At 48.5% G+C, this 20,318-nt stretch carries 17 protein-coding genes; all 17 read right to left on the bottom strand.

Going from position 1 to position 20,318, the window contains the following annotated elements:
- Positions 1–5 precede the first annotated feature (5 nt).
- On the bottom strand, positions 6–1,277 hold the full coding sequence (locus tag ACB031_RS07700; protein ID WP_026141216.1) for a sugar transferase: 1,272 nt from the start codon (positions 1,275–1,277) through the stop codon (positions 6–8).
- 59 nt (positions 1,278–1,336) lie between these two features.
- A complete protein-coding gene (locus ACB031_RS07695; RefSeq protein ID WP_371139405.1) occupies positions 1,337–2,764 on the bottom strand; it encodes a phosphomannomutase in 1,428 nt (475 codons plus the stop codon).
- On the bottom strand, positions 2,764–4,212 hold the full coding sequence (locus ACB031_RS07690; protein WP_201891948.1) for a mannose-1-phosphate guanylyltransferase/mannose-6-phosphate isomerase: 1,449 nt from the start codon (positions 4,210–4,212) through the stop codon (positions 2,764–2,766). The genes ACB031_RS07695 and ACB031_RS07690 overlap by 1 nt, the downstream gene beginning before the upstream one ends.
- 1 nt (position 4,213) lies before the next feature.
- Complete coding sequence (locus ACB031_RS07685; protein ID WP_201891947.1) at positions 4,214–5,212, bottom strand: hypothetical protein; 999 nt, start codon at positions 5,210–5,212, stop codon at positions 4,214–4,216.
- Positions 5,202–5,801 carry a DapH/DapD/GlmU-related protein gene (locus ACB031_RS07680; protein ID WP_080631764.1) on the bottom strand — a complete coding sequence of 200 codons (600 nt, stop codon included), beginning with the start codon at positions 5,799–5,801 and terminating at the stop codon, positions 5,202–5,204. The genes ACB031_RS07685 and ACB031_RS07680 overlap by 11 nt, the downstream gene beginning before the upstream one ends.
- A 3-nt stretch (positions 5,802–5,804) precedes the next feature.
- On the bottom strand, positions 5,805–6,842 hold the full coding sequence (locus ACB031_RS07675) for a glycosyltransferase family 1 protein (protein WP_211052129.1): 1,038 nt from the start codon (positions 6,840–6,842) through the stop codon (positions 5,805–5,807).
- Between the two features lie 26 nt (positions 6,843–6,868).
- Positions 6,869–8,086, bottom strand: a complete 1,218-nt coding sequence (locus ACB031_RS07670; protein ID WP_371139313.1) for a hypothetical protein — start codon at positions 8,084–8,086, stop codon at positions 6,869–6,871.
- 1 nt (position 8,087) lies between these two features.
- A complete protein-coding gene (locus ACB031_RS07665; protein WP_080631935.1) occupies positions 8,088–8,975 on the bottom strand; it encodes a glycosyltransferase family 2 protein in 888 nt (295 codons plus the stop codon).
- 3 nt (positions 8,976–8,978) lie between these two features.
- On the bottom strand, positions 8,979–9,569 hold the full coding sequence (locus ACB031_RS07660; RefSeq protein WP_277988296.1) for an acyltransferase: 591 nt from the start codon (positions 9,567–9,569) through the stop codon (positions 8,979–8,981).
- The gene (locus ACB031_RS07655; protein ID WP_324002353.1) at positions 9,566–10,201 is read right to left on the bottom strand and encodes a CatB-related O-acetyltransferase; all 636 of its coding nucleotides are present in this window, start codon (positions 10,199–10,201) and stop codon (positions 9,566–9,568) included. The genes ACB031_RS07660 and ACB031_RS07655 overlap by 4 nt, the downstream gene beginning before the upstream one ends.
- A complete protein-coding gene (locus ACB031_RS07650; protein WP_241032877.1) occupies positions 10,173–11,639 on the bottom strand; it encodes a hypothetical protein in 1,467 nt (488 codons plus the stop codon). The genes ACB031_RS07655 and ACB031_RS07650 overlap by 29 nt, the downstream gene beginning before the upstream one ends.
- Entirely contained in the window at positions 11,639–12,466 is an 828-nt protein-coding gene (locus ACB031_RS07645; RefSeq protein WP_010633430.1) for an NAD(P)-dependent oxidoreductase, read from the bottom strand. The genes ACB031_RS07650 and ACB031_RS07645 overlap by 1 nt, the downstream gene beginning before the upstream one ends.
- Before the next feature lie 2 nt (positions 12,467–12,468).
- Positions 12,469–13,020, bottom strand: coding sequence for a dTDP-4-dehydrorhamnose 3,5-epimerase (gene rfbC, locus ACB031_RS07640; protein WP_017765653.1), 552 nt, complete (start codon positions 13,018–13,020; stop codon positions 12,469–12,471).
- Between the two features lie 11 nt (positions 13,021–13,031).
- Positions 13,032–13,895: a glucose-1-phosphate thymidylyltransferase RfbA gene (gene rfbA, locus ACB031_RS07635; RefSeq protein WP_010633428.1), complete on the bottom strand. Its 864-nt coding sequence runs from the start codon at positions 13,893–13,895 to the stop codon at positions 13,032–13,034.
- The gene (gene rfbB / locus ACB031_RS07630; RefSeq protein WP_017780778.1) at positions 13,895–14,980 is read right to left on the bottom strand and encodes a dTDP-glucose 4,6-dehydratase; all 1,086 of its coding nucleotides are present in this window, start codon (positions 14,978–14,980) and stop codon (positions 13,895–13,897) included. Before rfbB ends, rfbA begins: the two co-directional genes overlap by 1 nt.
- A gap of 781 nt (positions 14,981–15,761) precedes the next feature.
- Positions 15,762–17,171, bottom strand: a complete 1,410-nt coding sequence (locus ACB031_RS07625; protein ID WP_017780779.1) for an efflux transporter outer membrane subunit — start codon at positions 17,169–17,171, stop codon at positions 15,762–15,764.
- Entirely contained in the window at positions 17,164–20,313 is a 3,150-nt protein-coding gene (locus ACB031_RS07620) for an efflux RND transporter permease subunit (protein ID WP_017780780.1), read from the bottom strand. The genes ACB031_RS07625 and ACB031_RS07620 overlap by 8 nt, the downstream gene beginning before the upstream one ends.
- Positions 20,314–20,318 lie beyond the last annotated feature (5 nt).

Here is a 20,318-nt window from a genome sequence, read left to right as displayed (position 1 = left end):
CGGGATCACCGGGCCCCAAAACCGGTCAGGATAGTCCGAATGGTTTTGAACACGATGAGAACATCCAGCCAGAGGGAGAAGTGCTTGATGTAGTAAAAATCGTGTTCGATCTTGATACGGGTATCATCAGCATCAGCTGCATAGCCATGCACGACCTGTGCCCAGCCACTGATCCCGGGTCGTACGATATGACGATACATATAGAAGGGAATTTCCCGATCAAATTGATCCACGAAAGTACGCTGCTCCGGTCTCGGACCTATCAGGCTCATATCCCCCTTGAGCACGTTGAAGAACTGAGGCAGTTCATCGATACGCAACTTGCGGATCACCTTGCCCACCCGGGTGACACGCATGTCTCCATCTTGGGCAAATTGAGCACCATGCTGTTCGGAGTTCTGACACATGCTGCGGAATTTATAAATCCTGAAATCCCGATTGCCCTTGCCCACGCGGTTTTGCAAAAACATCACCGGCCCCGGACTTTCAAGCTTGATCAACACGGCAGTGACCAGCATCAGTGGTGAAAACAGCGGTATGGCAATCACGGCAGCCAGTATATCAAGGCCCCGTTTGACACAGGCATAGACCGGGGAAGGCAGCAGAGAGCCGAGCTGGTTTTCATGCAGATGATCAATCTTCACCCTGCCGGTCAGGGTCTCACTGATCTGCTTGATGTGGTAAACAGGAATGTGGGCCAGTGCACAACGGGCCAGGAAGCGTTCCCATTCCCCTGCCAGGTTGTCATCACGTAAATCAGCGACGACGGCATCATAACGCACGGCTCCCAGATCTGGCTTGTCCAACAGACGCCACTCAACCCCGGTGTGATGCATGAGCGCCTGGTAATCACCAAACGGGAGCAATGCATATTTGGGGGTACGGTAACGACGACCGATAAAGTAGACCACCCAGCAGCAGAGCAGTGCAACGATATATGACTCAAAAAGAACCTGCCTGCTATAGGGAAGACGCAGGAAGAAGAGGACACCTACCAACGACCCATAGAGAGTTGTTACCGTCGGGATCATGTAGGCAACGGGGCTTGCTCCGGGATAACGCAGGAACCGATAAAGCACGATTCCGGTCAACAGGAAGGCGATGAAAGCACCACCCAAGGTATTGATTCTGACAGCTTCAAGATGCTCCCAAAATCCCCATCCCCAACGCTCAAGGGCGGGCAGACACACAGCAAGCAAGGCTCCCAGGAAAAACAGGGAAGGAGGACTGAACAATACACGCTCATACCAGCGTGAGTGACGGCGTTGATAACTCAATGTATTACCCCATGAGCTTAAAGTTTGTGCACATTGCTTTCCAGCAAGCGATTTTAAATCTATTTTTGCAAATAACCAAGACACTGATTCACAATGGACTTCGCCCCTTCCACACTATCAGACTCGGCATAACAACGAAGCTCAGGTGCATTGCCTGAAGGTCGAAGATGCAATACATCTCCTCCGACAAATAAAACTCTCAAGCCATCGGTTTGATCGACTGACATTATATCCAGTTTGTCAAAATTCAGCTTCAGCATTAATGTAGAAATATTGGTTTGCCCAAGCTCAATTATTTCTTTGCTTTTCTCTCTGGGAAAATTTTTTAGCCGATCGGAACAGGTAAATCTATGGGGCAGCGCCTCAACCAATGTTGATATTCTGGAAGTGCGTGAGCTGACAAACAATATCAAGGCCGGCAATACTGCATCCCGCGTAGGCAAAGGAGCCAAAGTTTGTCCATTGAACGTCACCTGACTACCAAGCAGGAATCCACCATTGGCTTCAAAACCAGCCACGGATCCATATTGAGCATTCAATATCGGAAATGCTTCCAGAACATAGGGTGAACCAATTTTGGTATGGGTCACATTGGCAAATTTTCCGGATGCACTAACAGCAGTATTGCAACTGACCGGAATAGCTACTGCTTCAATACCCAGATTGGCGGCACAGAGCAAACCCAGTATGTCGCCTCTCAACCAGTTGCCTGACTCATCAGCCACCAAAGGTCTGTCACCATCACCGTCCGTCGAGAAGATGGCATCAAGATTATGCACATGGGACCATTGTCTGGCCTTCTCTTGATCTGCCTCGGAAACAGCCTCAGTATCGATGGGCACAAAATTCTCGGTCCGCTCAAGAGAAATGACTTCGGCCCCCAATGCCTCAAAGAGTACGGCATAGAGGTCGCGCCCCGCGCTCGAGTGTTCGTAGATACCAAGCCGCATGCCAGTCAGCGGTGCATGTTGGAACAGCGATGTATAGCGTGCTATGTAGGCTGTAGCAGCATCATTTTTTGCCGCCAGGCTGGCCAGGTTATTTGTAACACAAAAGGCTTCTTCTGCCGAGACAATGGCCAATTCATCACTCTTGGTGATCTCGCCGTCGGGACGATAAAATTTGAGCCCGTTGCGATCAAATGGAATATGACTTCCGGTCACCATGATGCAGGGGATCCCATCATTCATAGCCTTGTAAGCCAACGCTGGTGTCGGAACCACACCGTAATAGACAGGCTCCAACCCCATGGCCTCGAGGGCCGTTGCGCAGGCCATCGCCATATCATGACTGCTGGGCCGGTTATCAATGGCCAACGCGACCTGCTTAAAGCGATAAGAAGTCCTCATCACGGCAACAAAAGCACAGGTAAATGCAAAACATACGGGAATGGTAAAATCGGTGACAAGACCTCGTGCACCACTGGTACCAAATTCAATACCACTGTGCTTGATCACTTCACTGCTCACAAGATAGTCCTGCTTCATCATTTTTCTCCCCCATCAACTCGGCCATATTTATCACTGAAGCGAATGATATCATCCTCCTCCAGATATTTTCCGGAGCGTATCTCGATCAACTCCAGGTCAACCTTTCCAGGGTTTTCCAGAGAATGTATTGCGCCTATCGGGATAAATGTGGACTCATTTTCGGTGATCAGAAACTCACGTTCGGCATTGGTCACTTTCGCGGTACCTGAAACGACAATCCAATGCTCAGCTCTGTGATGATGCATTTGCGTCGATAGACGCTCACCGGGTCTTATCAATATTTTTTTGACTTGATAACCATTTCCATCATCAATGGAGTCGTACTGCCCCCAAGGTCTATATACCTCTCGATGAGTTTTATATTCCTTACGGCCACAACGTTTCAACTCTTCGACAATAGACTTGACGTCTTGTACCTTGTCTTTATTTGAAACAAGGATCGCATCCTTTGTTTGAATAATAACCAAGTTGTCCACACCTATGGTGGAGACAAGAATAGATTCGGCAGAAACATAGTTATTATGACTTTCGGTCAAAATAACATCACCACGACTGACATTGCCGCACGCATCTTTATCCGATATATTCCACAAGGATGACCACGAACCTACATCATTCCAGCCAGCGTCCATTGGGATAACCACCGCATCCGAGGTTTTCTCCATAATGGCATAGTCAATAGAGTCACTGGGACATTGCTTGAACTCATCATTGTTGATCCGGATAAAATCGAGGTCACTTCTGATATCGTTCATAGAAGCCAGACATGCCTGATATATATCAGGACGTGACAGCTTCAATTCGGCAAGATAACGGCGTGCACTAAACATAAACATGCCGCTATTCCAGTAATACTCGCCACTTGCCAGATAACCCTTGGCAACAGCCAGATTTGGTTTTTCGACAAATTGATTGACACCATATGCTTTTTCTTCATTTAGGAAGGATTTCAGTTCACTACCACGATGAATATAACCATAGCCCGTTTCCGGCGCATTCGGAACAATACCAAATGTAACCAACTTGCCCGATTCGGCAAACGGGATGGCACTGTTTACCGCGTTGGTAAATGCCTGTTGGTCCTTGATCAAGTGATCTGCAGCCAACACCAACAAGATCGGATCATGCGTATCATCAACATCCTTCAGACTCTGTATTGCAGCCAACGCAATTGCCGGAGCAGTATTTCGCCCTACCGGTTCGAGAATGATGTTATTGGCAAGAATATCGAGTTGGCGAAGTTGCTCAGCCACAATAAAACGATGTTTTTCATTGCACAAGATAAGGGGAGCAGTACATTCTATCTCTGCAAGCCTGTTGACAGTCTCTTGCAGCATCGAATTATTGCCATACAAGTTAAGGAACTGTTTTGGGAAATGCTCACGAGACATCGGCCAAAGCCTGGAACCAGAGCCCCCAGCCATAATTACAGGAATAACAGCCATATTAATTTTCACTTCTTGCCAACAAGTTATCAAGCCATGTAGATATGGACAACGCATCTACACTCAGCGCGGAATTCGACATCACATCCAGGTAGCTAGTACACTGGGAATCAGACCATCGTTTTCCTGTATTCCGGTCAATCACAATGACCTCTCTCATGTCTGCATGACAGAGCACTGCCGCATTCGTCGTTACTAATTGATGACCATCACCCAAGGTTTCCCAAGTACGCATGGTGAGGCCAGTTTGATTGGCATTATGTATGTCGATAACATATTCGCTATGCTCAGCCACATCAGTAATTGTTGCCCTTGCCAGTGGCTTGAATGTGAGCCACTCCTTTGGTGCAGCACGCAAGGCAGGATCAAGAAGATAGTAAAATGCAAATTGCAATTTACTCTGAAAAAATATTTTTACATATGTACTGGCATCATGTTCATGGGAGAAGATGCGTTGCAAGACGGCTACACGATCACCATGATAACTACCGATGAAACTATATTTATATTCCTTGGCAACAGCATGACTATGGTTTTTTTTATCAGAATAGAACAATGGCAAATAGCCATAGCCATACTTTTTACAATCGGCGATATCAAATGTATATGCCGCATCGGCCTTGATTGCCAATAAAGGAAACGTCTTTATATTTGAAATGGAATCCCAGCTATAACAAATGACTCTTGTTTTTGGACTGAGCTTTTTAACTTTATCGATCAGGCAAGGAGAGATACAGGTCCCCTTAACAATAATTATCTCAGCGATTCCAGAAAGCTTGTCAGCAATCGCATCAAAAATTTCAGCGCTATATCTTTTGGCTGCAACTTTTGTATATCCAAGAATATTAAATTTTATCAAAGCCTTTTCTATGGATGAGCACTGTGGTCGGTCAGAAAAAGAGAGAACCGATTCGTAGCGATGTTCAAGTTCATCTGTAAGCAAATTTTTATAATCAAAAAAATCCGGACATATCAACACGGCACCAGCATTACTTCGCATCCACAGCCACCCATTGCCCGCATTGGAAATCAAACCGCTTAATCACTCTTGCCGGATTACCTACCGCAATGGAATTTGCAGGTATATCTCTGGAAACCACCGAATTTGCGCCAATGATGGAGGCCTTGCCAATCGTTACACCAGGCAACACGACTACACCTTCGCCAAGCCAAACATTTGACTCAATCAAGACCGGCTTAGTATGCAGCATGCGCTCCCTGCAAATGGAATCAGGATGAGAGTGCTCTTCTCCACTGTAGCTACCATGATTGAGGTCCGTGATAAACACCCGGCTGGCGATCAACACATCATCACCAATAACAATGCTGTCCGCTGCTGCAATATGAACCGAGTCATTTATCTGGCAACGTTCTCCAATTATAACTTTGGTACCTTCAGAACCATGCGCTTCTAGTCTGCAGTATCTACCTGTAGTAAATCCGCGGCCAATTTTGAATAACTTTTTACCACGGCATTCAAAGGGAGTACGAATTATTTTCGCATTACGAAATCTGATTTTTGTGAAAATCACCTCTATTATTAACCTGATACATCCCCAAAAACCATAGTGCTCTATATAAAACTTCATGCCTTACCCCATCAATTCATGATATACGCGCAAGGTATCTTGATAGCATTTTTCCCAAGAGAATTTTTTAGCTTGAATCAAGCCATCAGTAATTAATTTTTTTCTAATACTCTCAGATTCAAGCTGAGTAAAGGCAATCCTGAACGCATCAACTGTTGCCTCTTTGACCAACAATGCGGCATCCCCAGCAACTTCAGGTATTGAGGAGGTATTGACTGCAACAACGGGGCATCCCGAACGCATAGCTTCGGCAACAGGAATACCGAATCCTTCATAGCTGGAGGGATAGAACAAACAGTAAGCCTGGTTATATAACTCATTTAATCCGCAATCGGAGACACGCCCCAACCACTTATATCTACCAGGGATACATTCTTCTAACAGAGCAGTTTCTTCAGGAGTTAGAGGCCCACCACCCACAATTCTGAGATTCAAATAAGGAAAGTGCTGCAATGTACGAACAGCGAGCACAAAGTTTTTATACCAACCTCGAGCCCCCACAAAGACAACATTGTCACTTTTCTCAACTCCATCAATTGGAGAATAGGACTCAGAAACCCCGTTGTATACAACCCTGATCTTATTTCTGTCAATGGGACAAAAGCGCATCAAATCATCAGCTGTATTTTGAGAGACGCAGATCACCAGATCGCTGTTTTTAATTGCTCGAAACTTTTGCCATGAATGCATCCAGCGGGCAGGCCCTTTCCTATACAACTCGTAAGTAAAATCATGCACTGTGGTTACTGTTTTTACTCTGCGAGTAGGCAATCTGTAGTGTGTCGAGTGGAAGATAATGTCATCACCTAGTGAAGATGTATCAACATCACGCCAACGCTCAAGAAATCGTTGCTTTTGGGTTACCAAGATACTACGTTCAGCATCTAATTCTATATTTTCCCCCATCACGGGAAAAAAACGCATAAAGGTCAGAAAGTTTTTTTTATCTTTCTGAAGAAATGAAAGAAACTGATTGAAATATACAGTACAACCGCCATTATTCTGAAGGCTTTCAATAATCCCGTCTATAACTAACTTCATAACTTATTTCTTCCTCTTGGGATATATTATTTTCTCACTTTATCAGATAGATAAAAAATACTAACTGAAAACATAAACAATGACGGACTAAAATACCCTACACCCCGAACAAAAAACTCTAGAGCACTGGATATAAATACCACTGACGCAAACATTTCTTTCTTGTTTTCAATTTGTCCTTTACGTATTTTACTGAACACCACAGCCAAACATGTAATATATATAAGCAGAGCTGTCACACCGAAAATGCCAAACTCACCCACAATCTTAGGTGCCGTTGAACCACCATCAAACTGGTTAATATCGAAACCGAGTAACTGATGCAACTTAACAGTCGCTTCTCCAGTCAATGTGGTAATACCGAATTGTTGAAAACCGCCACCAAACCATGACAGTTGCGTTAGTGTCTTTATTGCATTTTCCCATCCTTGGTAAAGCACTAATACAGAAAGATTATTACTGTTGCTAGAAAATGAGAGTCTATCATTAAAATAACTCAGACTTTCAGCATCAGCAAAAATGAATAATATTACTATTGCTATCACCAAGGCCAACATGGCTACTGCTAGATTTTTCCTAGTCGATAATACAAAAGCCAGCAGTGCTGAAATTAACATTGTAAAATTTTGGATATATCCAGCCCAAAAAACTACAAACAATAGTAGAGCCGTCCCTTTAGATCGACTCGACGTCAAGCAATAATAAGAAATAAATGGTGCGGCGACTAATGCGAAATGCGATGGCTCTAGATAAAGAAATGTGGGCTTTGCTAAACCAGTGGAAAAAACATCCACTTTACTCAATGAGAATATTGCATTGAGAAACAGAATTAGCGATATCATCAAGCAAGATCGATGAAAGTACTCGCTATCAACATTTCTCAAAAACGACGCTATTGATAACGAACTGGCCAATACGAATATCAATATAATATAGCTAAGAGAAAATCGCTCAGTGTCTGTCTTATTAAAGTCAAATTCAACTAAATTAATTATGTAATAATGAGCTAAAATAAATAGCAACAAACTAATAAGCCAGAACACACTTGATATACCATAAACTGTCTTCGCTCTTTCTCTACACAAGGATTCATAGACAAAAAACATCGATATAACAAGCAGAGAAGAGAGTAAAATACCAACAGAGAATGATGAGGCATTGTTAAAAATCATCAATAATGATGGAAGCGCAATAAGAATGAACCATCCAAACAATAGTCTCGTGGGAAAAAATGCTATTTTCATACTACATTTTCAATCCATCTAAAATCCCCTTACCAATAGCGCTACGCAATTCGGGATTTTTTATTGTCAGCATTCTGAGAACTCTAGTCATCAGTGTGTATAAAAGGCTGATGAACTTCTTCATACCTTTAATGTTCTTTTTGATAAAATAGATACGATTTCGAGTGAGGTGATACATTCCAAAACGGGAAATATCCCCTCCCGTAGAGCTACCAACCTTATGGTATATTAATGCACTAGGTATTAATTCAACTAAAAAACCTGACTGTACGATACGATATAAAAAGTCAGTATCATCATAATATGCAAAATAGCGTTCATCCATGAGTCCAACCAGCTCCCATACATCACGGGCAATCATGAGAAAACACGTAGGAGCATAAGTAAAACGTGCCCGCCTGATGGTTTGAGGCTGATACACCTCATCAATCATGAAATGTGGAGCAACCGCCTTGAGTTCATCGATTTCCCCACCTGCATACCAAATATTACCCGCAGGATAGTTTAGAATAAGCGGACTCAAAACCTTCACATTATCATCAGTTGCTACCTTGACCAGCTCCGAAAATACAGTTGGTTGCTCAAATAACAGATCGTTGTTAATAAATACTATATAGTCACAACCATCATGTCCTGCTGCAAGAGCCCCCTGATTATTTCCGGCAGCAACACCTACATTATTACCCTGATTATCGATAAATATTGTGCTAACTGCATACTGTTCTGATAAACTCTTAGCCAAATCCAGAGATTCACTGGTTGAGCTATTATCGACTACGTAAAGAGTATAGTTTTTATAATTCTGGCAAGATAGGCTCTTGAAAAAATCAGGTAATACAGAAGGAGTATTATATAAAACGGTGACCAGGCCCAATTTCGGCGATTTCATAATTTATACAGACTCCCAGCTTTGGCTGTCAAAATTGAATTTCTTTATTACTTTCGCAGGAGCACCAGCCACAACGGTATAGTCAGGTACATCTTTGGTGACAACAGAGTTTGCGGCAACCACTGAATTCTTACCGACTGATGCCCCAATTACACAGACATTTTCACCCAACCATGCACCTTCATTAATGGTAACAGACCCTTTGCACAATATCGGCTGATCTTTGATCGGCTTGCTAGTGTCATGATATTGATGAATATTATCAGATATGTATACTTTATCTGCAATTAATACATTATTACATATGTTTACATTTTTTATAGACACTATATGTGCATATCTTCCAACATATACATCATTACCAATATTTATATTAGGATTTATATTACTATCAGTTCTTAACGCTAAAATCCACAAACCCTGTTGAAAATGGGTCCGCTCACCGATACTGATAAACTTCATCCCTTGAAGCATGTCTGGCTTGTATATTGTAGATTTTCGACCAATTTTCTTAAAGCAAAAACAATAAATATAAAAACTCAGAATACCCTTAATTTTCCTACATACTCTAAAGTAAAATTCGTACACAATCATTCCTTTTGATTATCTTTATATATTTTATTTAGATAACAAGACAATTCAGCATCTTGTAACTCCCACCATGGCTTACCATCTATCATGTCAGGAATGGTTCTGTATTTAATTACACGGGCAGGAACCCCACCAACGACAGCAAAAGGAGGTACATCTTTTGTTACAACAGAACCTGCGGCGATGACGGCACCATCACCAATATTAACACCATCTAAAATAATAGAATCAGTCCCTATCCAAACGTCATTACCAATATTAATTCGCTTGGACTCTTCGTGACTTGGTAATGAATTAATGATTGCTTCATCTATTAATTTATATGGAAAAATAGTTTTTACGGAATACAATGCAGGATGAGTGGATATCAAGTTCAGAGGGTGTACCCCAACTCCAACCCTCACGCCATCAGCAATAGAACAAAAGGATCCTATCGTACAGTTATTTATATTTGCATAACCGGCTATATATGTATACCTTCCTATATCGGAGTGGCTAACATGGGCCATACGGAAAAGTATCGTCTTATCAGAGAATCTTGATGTACTATTTCGCACCTTATAAAAGGATGACTTTATTATTATTTTTCTTTTACTAATACTTTTCTTAAATGCTGTTAACAAGCCGCTTAACATTTTTTATTCCCCGGATAATAAATATAGCAACAGGAATTAATACTAGTAACTGTATAATCATTACCGTTTGTACATTGGAGTATAACTTGGAACTCTCTAGGAAAGAAACATTAATTACAGCAGCCAATGGAAGAATAAAGAAAGAGATTGACACTAGAATATACTTTTTATCCAAATTACAGTCTAATGTATATCTATATATGTAAGCCAGCATCAATACCAGTGCTGCACAAGTTGTGGCATATGCAATACCTAAGGCTCCATACTTGCTTACGAAATATATAGATAGGAAAAAATTTAGAACACCTTCTGCTAATGGGTAGTGAGATATACTCAATTGCCTACCTTCAGAGACCATCTTCATTCCATACGGCGATATGACCATCCTTATCGCAAATGCCACGAGCAAGTAATTGAAAATTATATTTGTTTGTTCTGCTTTATCTATACCTATCCATATAGAAAGTACAAATTCAGATATATAATGAGATATGTTAACACCAACAATGATAAACAATCCGAACAAAAATGAAAGAGTAATTACTAACTTGTCGACATCATCCTTTCTCTGTAGAGAGTTGAGTTTCACTATTGGCTGAATTATTGGGTTTATTAAAGCACCAATCACCCCAACAATTGCATTAATCATAGTTAGAGCCAGCATATAGTAGGCAAGGTTAGACACATCATACTTGCCAACTATGAACCCACCAGTACCGGATATAAAATACTGGGCCATATTCCATATAGCTAAACCGCCACAAAATGATAGTAATGACCTCATTCCTGAGCTTATTCTTAGGCTTACCCTTTTACGTTCCTTCCTCTTAAAGCATAAGAAAATAACAGCGTATGATAAAATGTTAACCAAGAGGTATGTAATAGCCATAGGTAACAAACCATACTTGGATGAAATAACTACTATTATTCCAAGAAAAACTCTAGAAGTAAGGTTAACCAAGGCTAATATGTCATTCCTTTCGATTCCAGTAAAATAGCCGGAGAATACTGAAGAAATAAGACCAAAAGAGAATGAGAGACAGACGATTATAAATGATAGTTTATATTCACCTTCATTACCATGTACAAGCTGTGGCATAAAAAAACTAAAATTGCTTACCACTACAGCTATAGTAATAAAAGATAGAAATAAACTAACAAGAGAAAGCACTAATGCATTTGACATTACTGCTTCAAATTCTGACTCATTTTTCGTGAATTTAGCTAAAGAGGTATATCTTCCAACTGCAATTTGGCTACCAAAACCAAGCAAACTAATAAAAATTCCTGATTGTAGGATAAGAGACCAAACAGAAAATTGCTCCAATGAAAGATTGGCCAATATAAAAGGGGATATAACTATCCCCAATATTACATTTGAAAAACCATTTATTATATTGGCCACTGAGTTCTTCAGCAGTCGATTAAATCCACTCATCAGTGTGCTGCCAAATGAGTTTTAAATTCCGCTATCATCAACTCAATGTCTTCGAGTACATTCCTTGGTTGATAATCAGGGATAAGAGAGATGATCTTACGAATAGCTGTCTGAGGGAAATTTTCATTCGGGAAAGCAATGTTATGCCACACGATTTCACATGCGGTGAATTTATGCAAGACATCCGCTATTTGCTTAGCCGTAATATTATATCCCGCAGCGATATTGATGATTTGACCCACACTATCAGGATGAGTGGCCAGGGTTATACAAGCACGGGCAACATCCGTTACCGAAACGTAATCTTTTGCATAATCCTGGTCAATATACATATCGACCTTGCCGTGATTGATTGCATTACGGGTGATTGCCGGCAAGAAGAGCGGACTGTGTAGCGCAACACCATAGACATTGCTAGGTCTGACGATGGTGATGTCACGGCCACTCTTCAAGCACAGTTCTTCTGATACCAGTTTGGTCAGGTTGAACAACCGGCGCTGATCATCGGAACATACCTTCAGGTCATCTCCTTCTACTGCCGTGTCCTGGTTCATGTATACACGGGTGGAAGAGACATAAAGGAGACGCTCAAACTTGCCTCGTGCCAACAGATCGGCCAGCAAACGACAATTGGCATCAAACACGCCCAGTGGAGCATTCTTGCAGTCACCCTGTCCCGCACTGTAGATCACCGTCCCCAGATCGGTGTCGAATACACTTTCATCGTCGCGCGGCGGAACCCAGACATTCTGGCCAGCAGCTTCCAGCATGCTGACGATCTCGCTGCCGATAAAACCCCGCCCACCAAACACTGTGTAACGTTTCATGCTCACCACCCATTCACCAGGTTGTCGCGGATCTGGGCCAGCGTTGGCTGAACACTGTCTTTAGGTGACAACAGCGGCGCCGTCAACGGCCACTCGATCCCCAACGCGGGATCATTCCACAACAAACCGCTCTCATCGGTAGGATCATAGTAATCGGTACATTTGTATTGGAAATCGGCAGTTTCACTCAGCACGCAGAAGCCATGGGCAAATCCAGGCGGAATGTAAAACTGGATCTTGTTTTCTCCCGTCAGCAAGACAGATTCATGCTGACCAAAAGTAGGAGAGTCTGGCCTCAAATCGACGGCAACATCAAATACACGGCCTTGGGTCACTGTGACCAGTTTTCCCTGTGGCTTGGTTTTCTGGAAATGCAGACCACGCAGTACATTTTGTGTAGAACGAGAACGGTTGTCCTGGACAAAATCCGGCGTGATTCCGGCAGCCTTGTAACGCGCTTCCTGGTAGGTTTCATAAAAGAAACCACGTTCATCGCCAAATACTTTCGGCTCAATAATCAGCAGATCTGCAATTTTTGTTTTGATTACATTCATGTCGATATCTCTTATTTGATCAGACTCAACAAATATTTTCCATAACCTGTTTTTGCCATACTATTGCCAATAGCCTTGATCTGGTCACGGCTCAACCAGCCATTGTTAAGCGCAATCTCTTCAAGACATGCGATCTTGAATCCCTGACGTTTTTCAACGGTTTGCACGAACTGAGAAGCTTCAATCAGAGAGTCATGGGTACCGGTATCAAGCCATGCGAAGCCACGGCCCAGCTGTTCTACCTTCAGCTGACCACGATCCAGATATGCCTGGTTGACGCTGGTGATTTCGAGCTCACCACGCTCGGATGGTTTGATGCTCTTGGCGATCTCGATGACGGAGTTGTCATAGAAATACAAACCGGTGACAGCCCAGTTCGATTTCGGTTTTACCGGTTTTTCCTCAATGGACTTGGCACGGAATTCTTCATCAAATTCAACGACGCCAAAGCGCTCGGGATCCATGACCTTGTAACCGAAGACGGTAGCACCTTCCTGATTGGCTATCGCTTTTTGCAACTGCTTGCCGAAGGCCTGACCAAAAAAGATATTGTCGCCAAGCACCAGGCAGACGCTGTCCTGGCCAATGAACTCCTCACCCAGAATAAAGGCCTGGGCCAGTCCATCCGGTGACGGTTGAACCGTGTATTGCAGATTGATGCCGAACTGCTCACCGTTGCCAAGCAGGCGCTGGAAACTTTCCGAATCCTCGGGCGTCGTGATGATCAAGATATCCTTGATGCCTGCCAACATGAGCACCGAGAGGGGATAGTAAATCATCGGCTTGTCATAAATCGGCAGCAGTTGCTTGGAAATGCCACGCGTGATGGGGTGAAGACGAGAGCCTGAACCACCTGCCAGAATAATGCCTTTCATTACTTCTTCTCCCCGTACTGCTGATCGATCCAGGATTGATAGGACCCGTTCTTGACATTGTTGACCCACTGCTGGTTATCCAGATACCACTGCACTGTCTTGCGGATACCTGATTCAAAGGTCTCTTGCGGTTGCCAGGCGAGCTCGGCGCTCATCTTGCTGGCATCGATGGCATAGCGGCGATCGTGACCGGGGCGGTCGGCCACGTAGGTGATTTGGTCGCGGTAGGAGCCGGCCTTGGGTACCATCTCGTCAAGCAGATCGCAGATGGTATGAACGACGTCCAGGTTCTGCTTCTCGTTATGACCGCCGATGTTGTAGGTCTCGCCGATCACACCTGTGGTGACCACGGTGTAAAGCGCGCGGGCGTGATCTTCCACATAGAGCCAGTCACGGATCTGGTCGCCCTTGCCATAGACAGGCAGCGGCTTGCCATCCAGCGCATTGAGGATGACCAGCGGGATCAGCTTCTCGGGGAAGTGGAACGGGCCGTAGTTGTTGGAGCAGTTGGTGACGATGGTCGGCAGGCCGTAAGTACGGCGCCAGGCACGCACCAGATGGTCACTGGAGGCCTTGGAGGCAGAATAGGGGCTGCTGGGGGCATAGGGGGTGGTTTCGGTAAAGAGCGGCAGTGCCACACCGGGGCCCACTTCATCCGGATGGGGCAGGTCGCCATATACCTCGTCGGTGGAGATGTGGTGGAAGCGGAAGGCCGCCTTGCGTACCTCGTCCAGACCGTTCCAGTAGGCGCGAGCCGCCTCCAGCAGCATGTAGGTGCCGACAATATTGGTCTCGATGAAGTCGGCAGGGCCTGTGATGGAGCGATCGACGTGGCTCTCGGCCGCCAGGTGCATCACGGCGTCCGGTTGATGCTGGGCAAACACCCGATCCAGTTCGGCGCGGTTGCAGATATCCACCTGCTCAAAGGCATAACGTTCACTGTTTGCGACACTGGCCAAGGATTCCAGGTTGCCCGCATAGGTGAGTTTATCGAGGTTGATAACTGAATCGTTGGTATCCCGAATGATATGACGAACAACCGCCGAGCCGATAAAGCCTGCGCCACCAGTGACAAGAATCTTCATAGTTATGCTCTTGAAAAGTAATAGAAATTCGGTTCTTTTTGAACCAGTTACCATTGTTCATAGTGGTGAAAATGCTCGCTCAAATGGCGGATTTCTGACACCAACCACGAAAAAGACAATAGCTACCGCCCCTGGGTTACAGCCCCCAGATTGCTGCTTTTGACCGGATTGTGTGTGCTGTTGGCCATAGTGCCCTCCAGCTTGGGAAAATTCTGTCACCGCTCCCTGATGACAAAAGTGCGATTTCTCTTGCACATTGAACATGCCAGTTTACAAAAAAACCGCCGTCAATCGTTGCCATGCCCCAAGGGCAAAGTCCGGATTTTAGCGCCTTTCCTGGCCGCTTGAACAGCCATAACAACCCTTCTTAAAGTAAGCGATTTACGCCCTCTCCCGTAGCGGTTTTCTGCTCTTCCAGCAGAAGAAGATGATCTGCCAACCGCCAACAAAGCCTCTTTTGAGGCCAAAAAGGTCGTTGCCAGCCGGATTCAAAAGTAAAAATAGTGACAAGCGACGCATTAGTACGGAGCGCGCTCACAAGACCGCCACTTTTTGCCAATCCGGATGGAGACACGTAACACTTTCTTACAATTGCCCCCCGCCGCACACGTAAAAATTCAGCTCTTCCACCAGAGTCTGATACCGATCACAACTCTGTCTGCACGACGTATTATGTCACTTGAGCTTCATATGTATATGTTTTTGCAGCAAACAAACAGGGCGAACCTGATGGTTCGCCCTGTGACGGTAAGATAACGCAAGGAGGAAAGTGTGGCTACTGTCAGCTTTTTCCTTTGCCACCCTCGCCATCGGCAGCTTGCCAGCCACCGCCGACGGCCTTGTAGAGCGCGATCTGGTTGCTGAGCTGCGCCAGATGGGTAGTGATCAGCCCTTGTTTGGCGCTGAACAGCGAACGCTGGGCATCGAGCCGGGTAAGATAACTGTCCACCCCCTTCTCGTAGCGTACCTCCGCCAGCTTGAAGTAGGTCTGACTCGCCTTCACCAACTCCTGCTGGGCCTGCAATTGCTGCTGATAGTCAGCCTGGGCGCCGAGCGTATCCGCCACTTCCTTGAAGGCGGTCTGGATGCTCTTCTCGTAGCTCGCCACCGCCTGCTTGGTGCTTACCTCGGCCACATCCAGATCCGCAATGCGCTTGCCACCGTCAAAGATCGGCAGGTTGATCTGCGGCATGAAGGTCCAGGTACCGGTGCCACCGTCAAACAACCCGCTCAACTGGTTGCTGGCGGTGCCCGCCGTCGCGGTCAGCGAGATGGTCGGGAAGAAGGCCGCACGGGCGGCGCCGATATTGGCATTGGCCGCTTTCAGGCTGTGCTCGGCCGCCAGGATGTCCGGGCGCTGTTGCAGCAGGCTGGAGGGGGCACCCACCGGGATCGCCGCCAGCTGCACCTCGGCCAGGGTCGCCGGCTCGGTCATCAGTGCGGGAACACTGGTCCCGAGCAGCAACGCCAGGCCGTTGCGATCCTGCTTCACCTGCCGTTGGTACTGGGCCAGGCTCACCTTGGCGCTCTCCAGCGCGGTACGGCCCTGGGCCAGCTCCATCTCGGAGGCGGCCCCCAGCCGGTACTTGTGCTCGGTCAGACCATAGCTCTCCTGCTCGGTGGCCAGGGTCGCCTCGCTCAGCGCGAGCAACTCCTGATCCGCCAGCAGGGTGAGATAGGCGTTGGCCACCGAGGCTACCAGGGCGATCTGGGTGCTGCGCTGGGTCTCGATTTGCGCCAGATAGGTCTCCAGCGCCTGATCTTTGAGGCTCTGGATCCGGCCGAACAGGTCCAGCTCGTAGGCGGTGATGCCGATGTTGGCGCCGTACTGGCTGCTGATGGTGCCCTGCCCCGTGCTGCTGAGATCGTCCGATCCCTGCTGGCGGGTACCCGAGCCATTGGCAGCCAGGGTCGGCAGCTGTGCCGCCCGCTGGATCCGGTATCTGGCCTCGTAGGCCTCCACGTTGAGGGCCGCGATACGCAGATCCCGGTTGTTCTCGAGGGCCGTGGCGATCAACTGCTGCAGGGCGGGATCGAGGAACTGCTGGCGCCAGGAGGAGACGGCCGCCTCCCCCGTCTGGTTGCTCTGCCAGGTGGCGCCTTGTGGCAGCTCGGGGCGCTGGTAATCGGGGGCCATGGAACAGCCCCCCAGCAGCAGAGTCACGCTCAAGGTGATCAGGGTCTTAGTCATGTTTGATCTCCTCGGCATGGGCCAGACGCGCTTGCTTGGTGCTGTGTTTGGTGAAATAGCGCATCACCAGCACGAAGAACAGCGGCACAAAGAAGATGGCCAGCACGGTGGCACTGATCATCCCCCCCATCACGCCGGTACCGATGGCGTTGCGGCTGCTGGCGCCGGCGCCGGTACTGATCACCAGCGGCAATACGCCGAGGATGAAGGCGAGCGAGGTCATCAGGATCGGACGCAGACGCAGGCGCGCCGCCTCCACCACGGCTTCGCTCAGCCCCATACCCCTGTCATAAAGCTCTTTGGCAAATTCGACGATGAGGATCGCGTTCTTGGCCGACAGCCCTATGGTGGTGAGCAAGCCCACCTGGAAGTAGACGTCGTTCTCCAGCCCCCGCAGGGTAGCAGCCACAATGGCCCCCAACACCCCGAGCGGCACCACCAACATCACCGAGAACGGAATGCTCCAGCTCTCGTAGAGGGCGGCCAGACAGAGGAACACCACCAGCAGGGAGATGGCGTAGAGGGCCGGCGCCTGGGAGCCCGCCTGCCGCTCCTGATAGGAGAGACCGGTCCACTCGATGCCGATGCCTTCCGGCAGCTGCTTCACCATCTGCTCGATGGCGGCCATGGCGTCACCGGTACTCTTGCCCGGTGCCGCTTCCCCGACGATCTCCATCGCCGGCACGCCGTTGTAACGTTCCAGCCGTGGCGAGCCGAAGCTCCAGTCTGTGCTGGCAAAGGCGGAGAAGGGCACCATCTGACCGGCGCTGTTGCGCACGTACCAGAGCTTGAGATCTTCCGGGTTCATCCGGAAAGGGGCATCCGCCTGCAGATACACCTTCTTGACCCGGCCTCTGTCGACAAAGTCGTTCACATAGGCAGAGCCCCAGGCACTGGAGAGCGTGCTGTTGATGTCGCTGATGGAGAGACCCTGCGCCAGCGCCTTCTCGTAGTCGATCTTGATGTCGAGCTGGGGAGTATCTTCCATCCCGTTCGGGCGCACCCGCACCAGGTTGGGATCCTGCGCCGCCATGCCGAGCAGCTGGTTGCGCGCCGCCATCAGCTTGTCGTGGCCCACGCCGGCCCGATCCTGCAGATAGAAGTCAAAGCCGGTGGCCGTCCCGAGCTCCGGGATCGGAGGCAGGTTGAAGGCGAACACCTGGGCTTCCTTGATGCTGAACAGGTAGCCCATGGCGCGGCCGATGATGGCATTGGCGCTGCGATCCGGCGTGTTGCGCTCCTTCCAGTCTTTCAGCTTGATGAAGGCCATGCCGCTGTTCTGACCGCTACCGGCGAAGCTGAAGCCCGCCACCGTCAGCACGGAGTCGACGTTATCCTTCTCGTTTTTCATGAAATAGTCGCGCATGTCCGCCAGCACCACCTCGGTGCGCTGCTTGGTGGCACCGACCGGCAGCTGCACCATGGACATGATGACCCCCTGATCCTCTTCCGGCAGGAAGGAGGTGGGCATGCGCATGAACAGGATGGCCAGTACCGCCAGCATGGCCGCATAGATGATGCCGTAGCGGACCCCTTGCTTGACCACTTTGCGCACGCCGCTCTGGTAGCGGTTGGCGCTGGCGTCGAAGGCCCGGTTGAACCAGCCGAAGAAACCGCGCTTGGCACCGAACTCGCCATGCTTGATGGGCTTGAGCAGGGTGGCGCACAGGGCCGGAGTCAGGATCAGCGCCACCAGCACCGACAGCACCATGGCCGAGACGATGGTGAGGGAGAACTGGCGATAGATAGCACCGGTGGAGCCGCCGAAGAAGGCCATCGGCACGAACACCGCCGAGAGCACCAGGGCGATCCCCACCAGGGCGCCGGTGATCTGGGTCATCGACTTGCGGGTCGCCTCGAGCGGAGAGAGATCCTCCTCGCTCATCAGGCGCTCCACGTTCTCCACTACCACGATGGCGTCATCCACCAGCAAACCGATGGCCAGCACCAGACCGAACATGGTCAGGGTGTTGATGGAGAAGCCGAACGCCGCCATGACGCCGAAGGTCCCGAGCAGCACCACGGGCACCGCAATGGTCGGGATCAGGGTGGCGCGGAAGTTCTGCAGGAACAGATACATCACGCAGAACACCAGGAAGATCGCCTCCACCAGGGTCTGTACCACCTCCTCGATGGAGATCTTCACGAACGGCGTGGTGTCGTAGGGGTAAACGATCTCCATGTTGGCCGGGAAGTAGGCGGAGAGCTCGCCCAGCTTGCTGCGCACCTTCTCGGCGGTATCCAGCGCGTTGGCACCGGTCGCCAGCTTGATGGCCACCGCCGCGGTGGGTTGCCCGTTGTAGAGCGCCTCGGCATCGTAGCTTTCACCGGCCAGCTCAACCCGGGCCACGTCTTTGAGCCGCACCTTGGAGCCATCCTGATTCACCCGCAGCAGGATGTCGTTGAACTGCGCCACGGTGGAGAGTCGGGTCTGCCCCATGATGGTGGCGGTGAACTGCTGATCGGTCACCGCCGGGGTGCCCCCCAGCTTGCCAAAGGCCACCTGGGTGTTTTGCGCCTTGATGGCGGCCTGTACGTCACCCGGGGTCATCTGCACCCGGTTGAGCTTGTTGGGGTCGAGCCAGACCCGCATGGAATACTGGCTGCCGAACAAGGTGATGTCCCCTACCCCGTCCAGACGACTGAGCGGCTCCTTGATGTTGGCCACCACATAGTCGGCCAGGTCATCGTTGGTCATGGCGCCATCTTTGGAGATGAAGGCCGCCACCATCAGGAAGCTGCTGGAGGTCTTCTGGACCCGGATCCCCTGCTGCTGCACTTCTTGCGGCAACAGCGACATGGCTTGCTGCAGCTTGTTCTGCACCTGTACCTGGGCGATGTCAGGGTCGGTCCCCGGCTGGAAGGTGAGGGTGACCGATACCCGGCCGGAGGAGTCCGACTGGGAGGACATGTAGAGCAGGTGATCCAGCCCGGTCATGTTCTGCTCGATGATCTGGGTCACCGAGTCTTCCACCGTCTTGGCGGAGGCGCCCGGGTAGCTGGCAGAGATGCCCACCGCCGGCGGCGCAATGCTCGGATACTGGGCAACCGGCAGGCCTATGATGGCCAGGCTGCCCGCCAGCATGATCACCAGGGCGATCACCCAGGCGAAAATGGGTCTGTCTATGAAAAATCGTGCCATGAGGC

Origin of the sequence: Aeromonas sp. S8(2024) (genome assembly GCF_041403085.1) — a bacterium.
GTDB classification, from domain to species: Bacteria; Pseudomonadota; Gammaproteobacteria; order Enterobacterales; family Aeromonadaceae; genus Aeromonas; species Aeromonas dhakensis.
The sequence above is the reverse complement of the archived record's forward strand: the minus strand, read 5'-3'. Positions and strand labels throughout refer to the sequence as shown.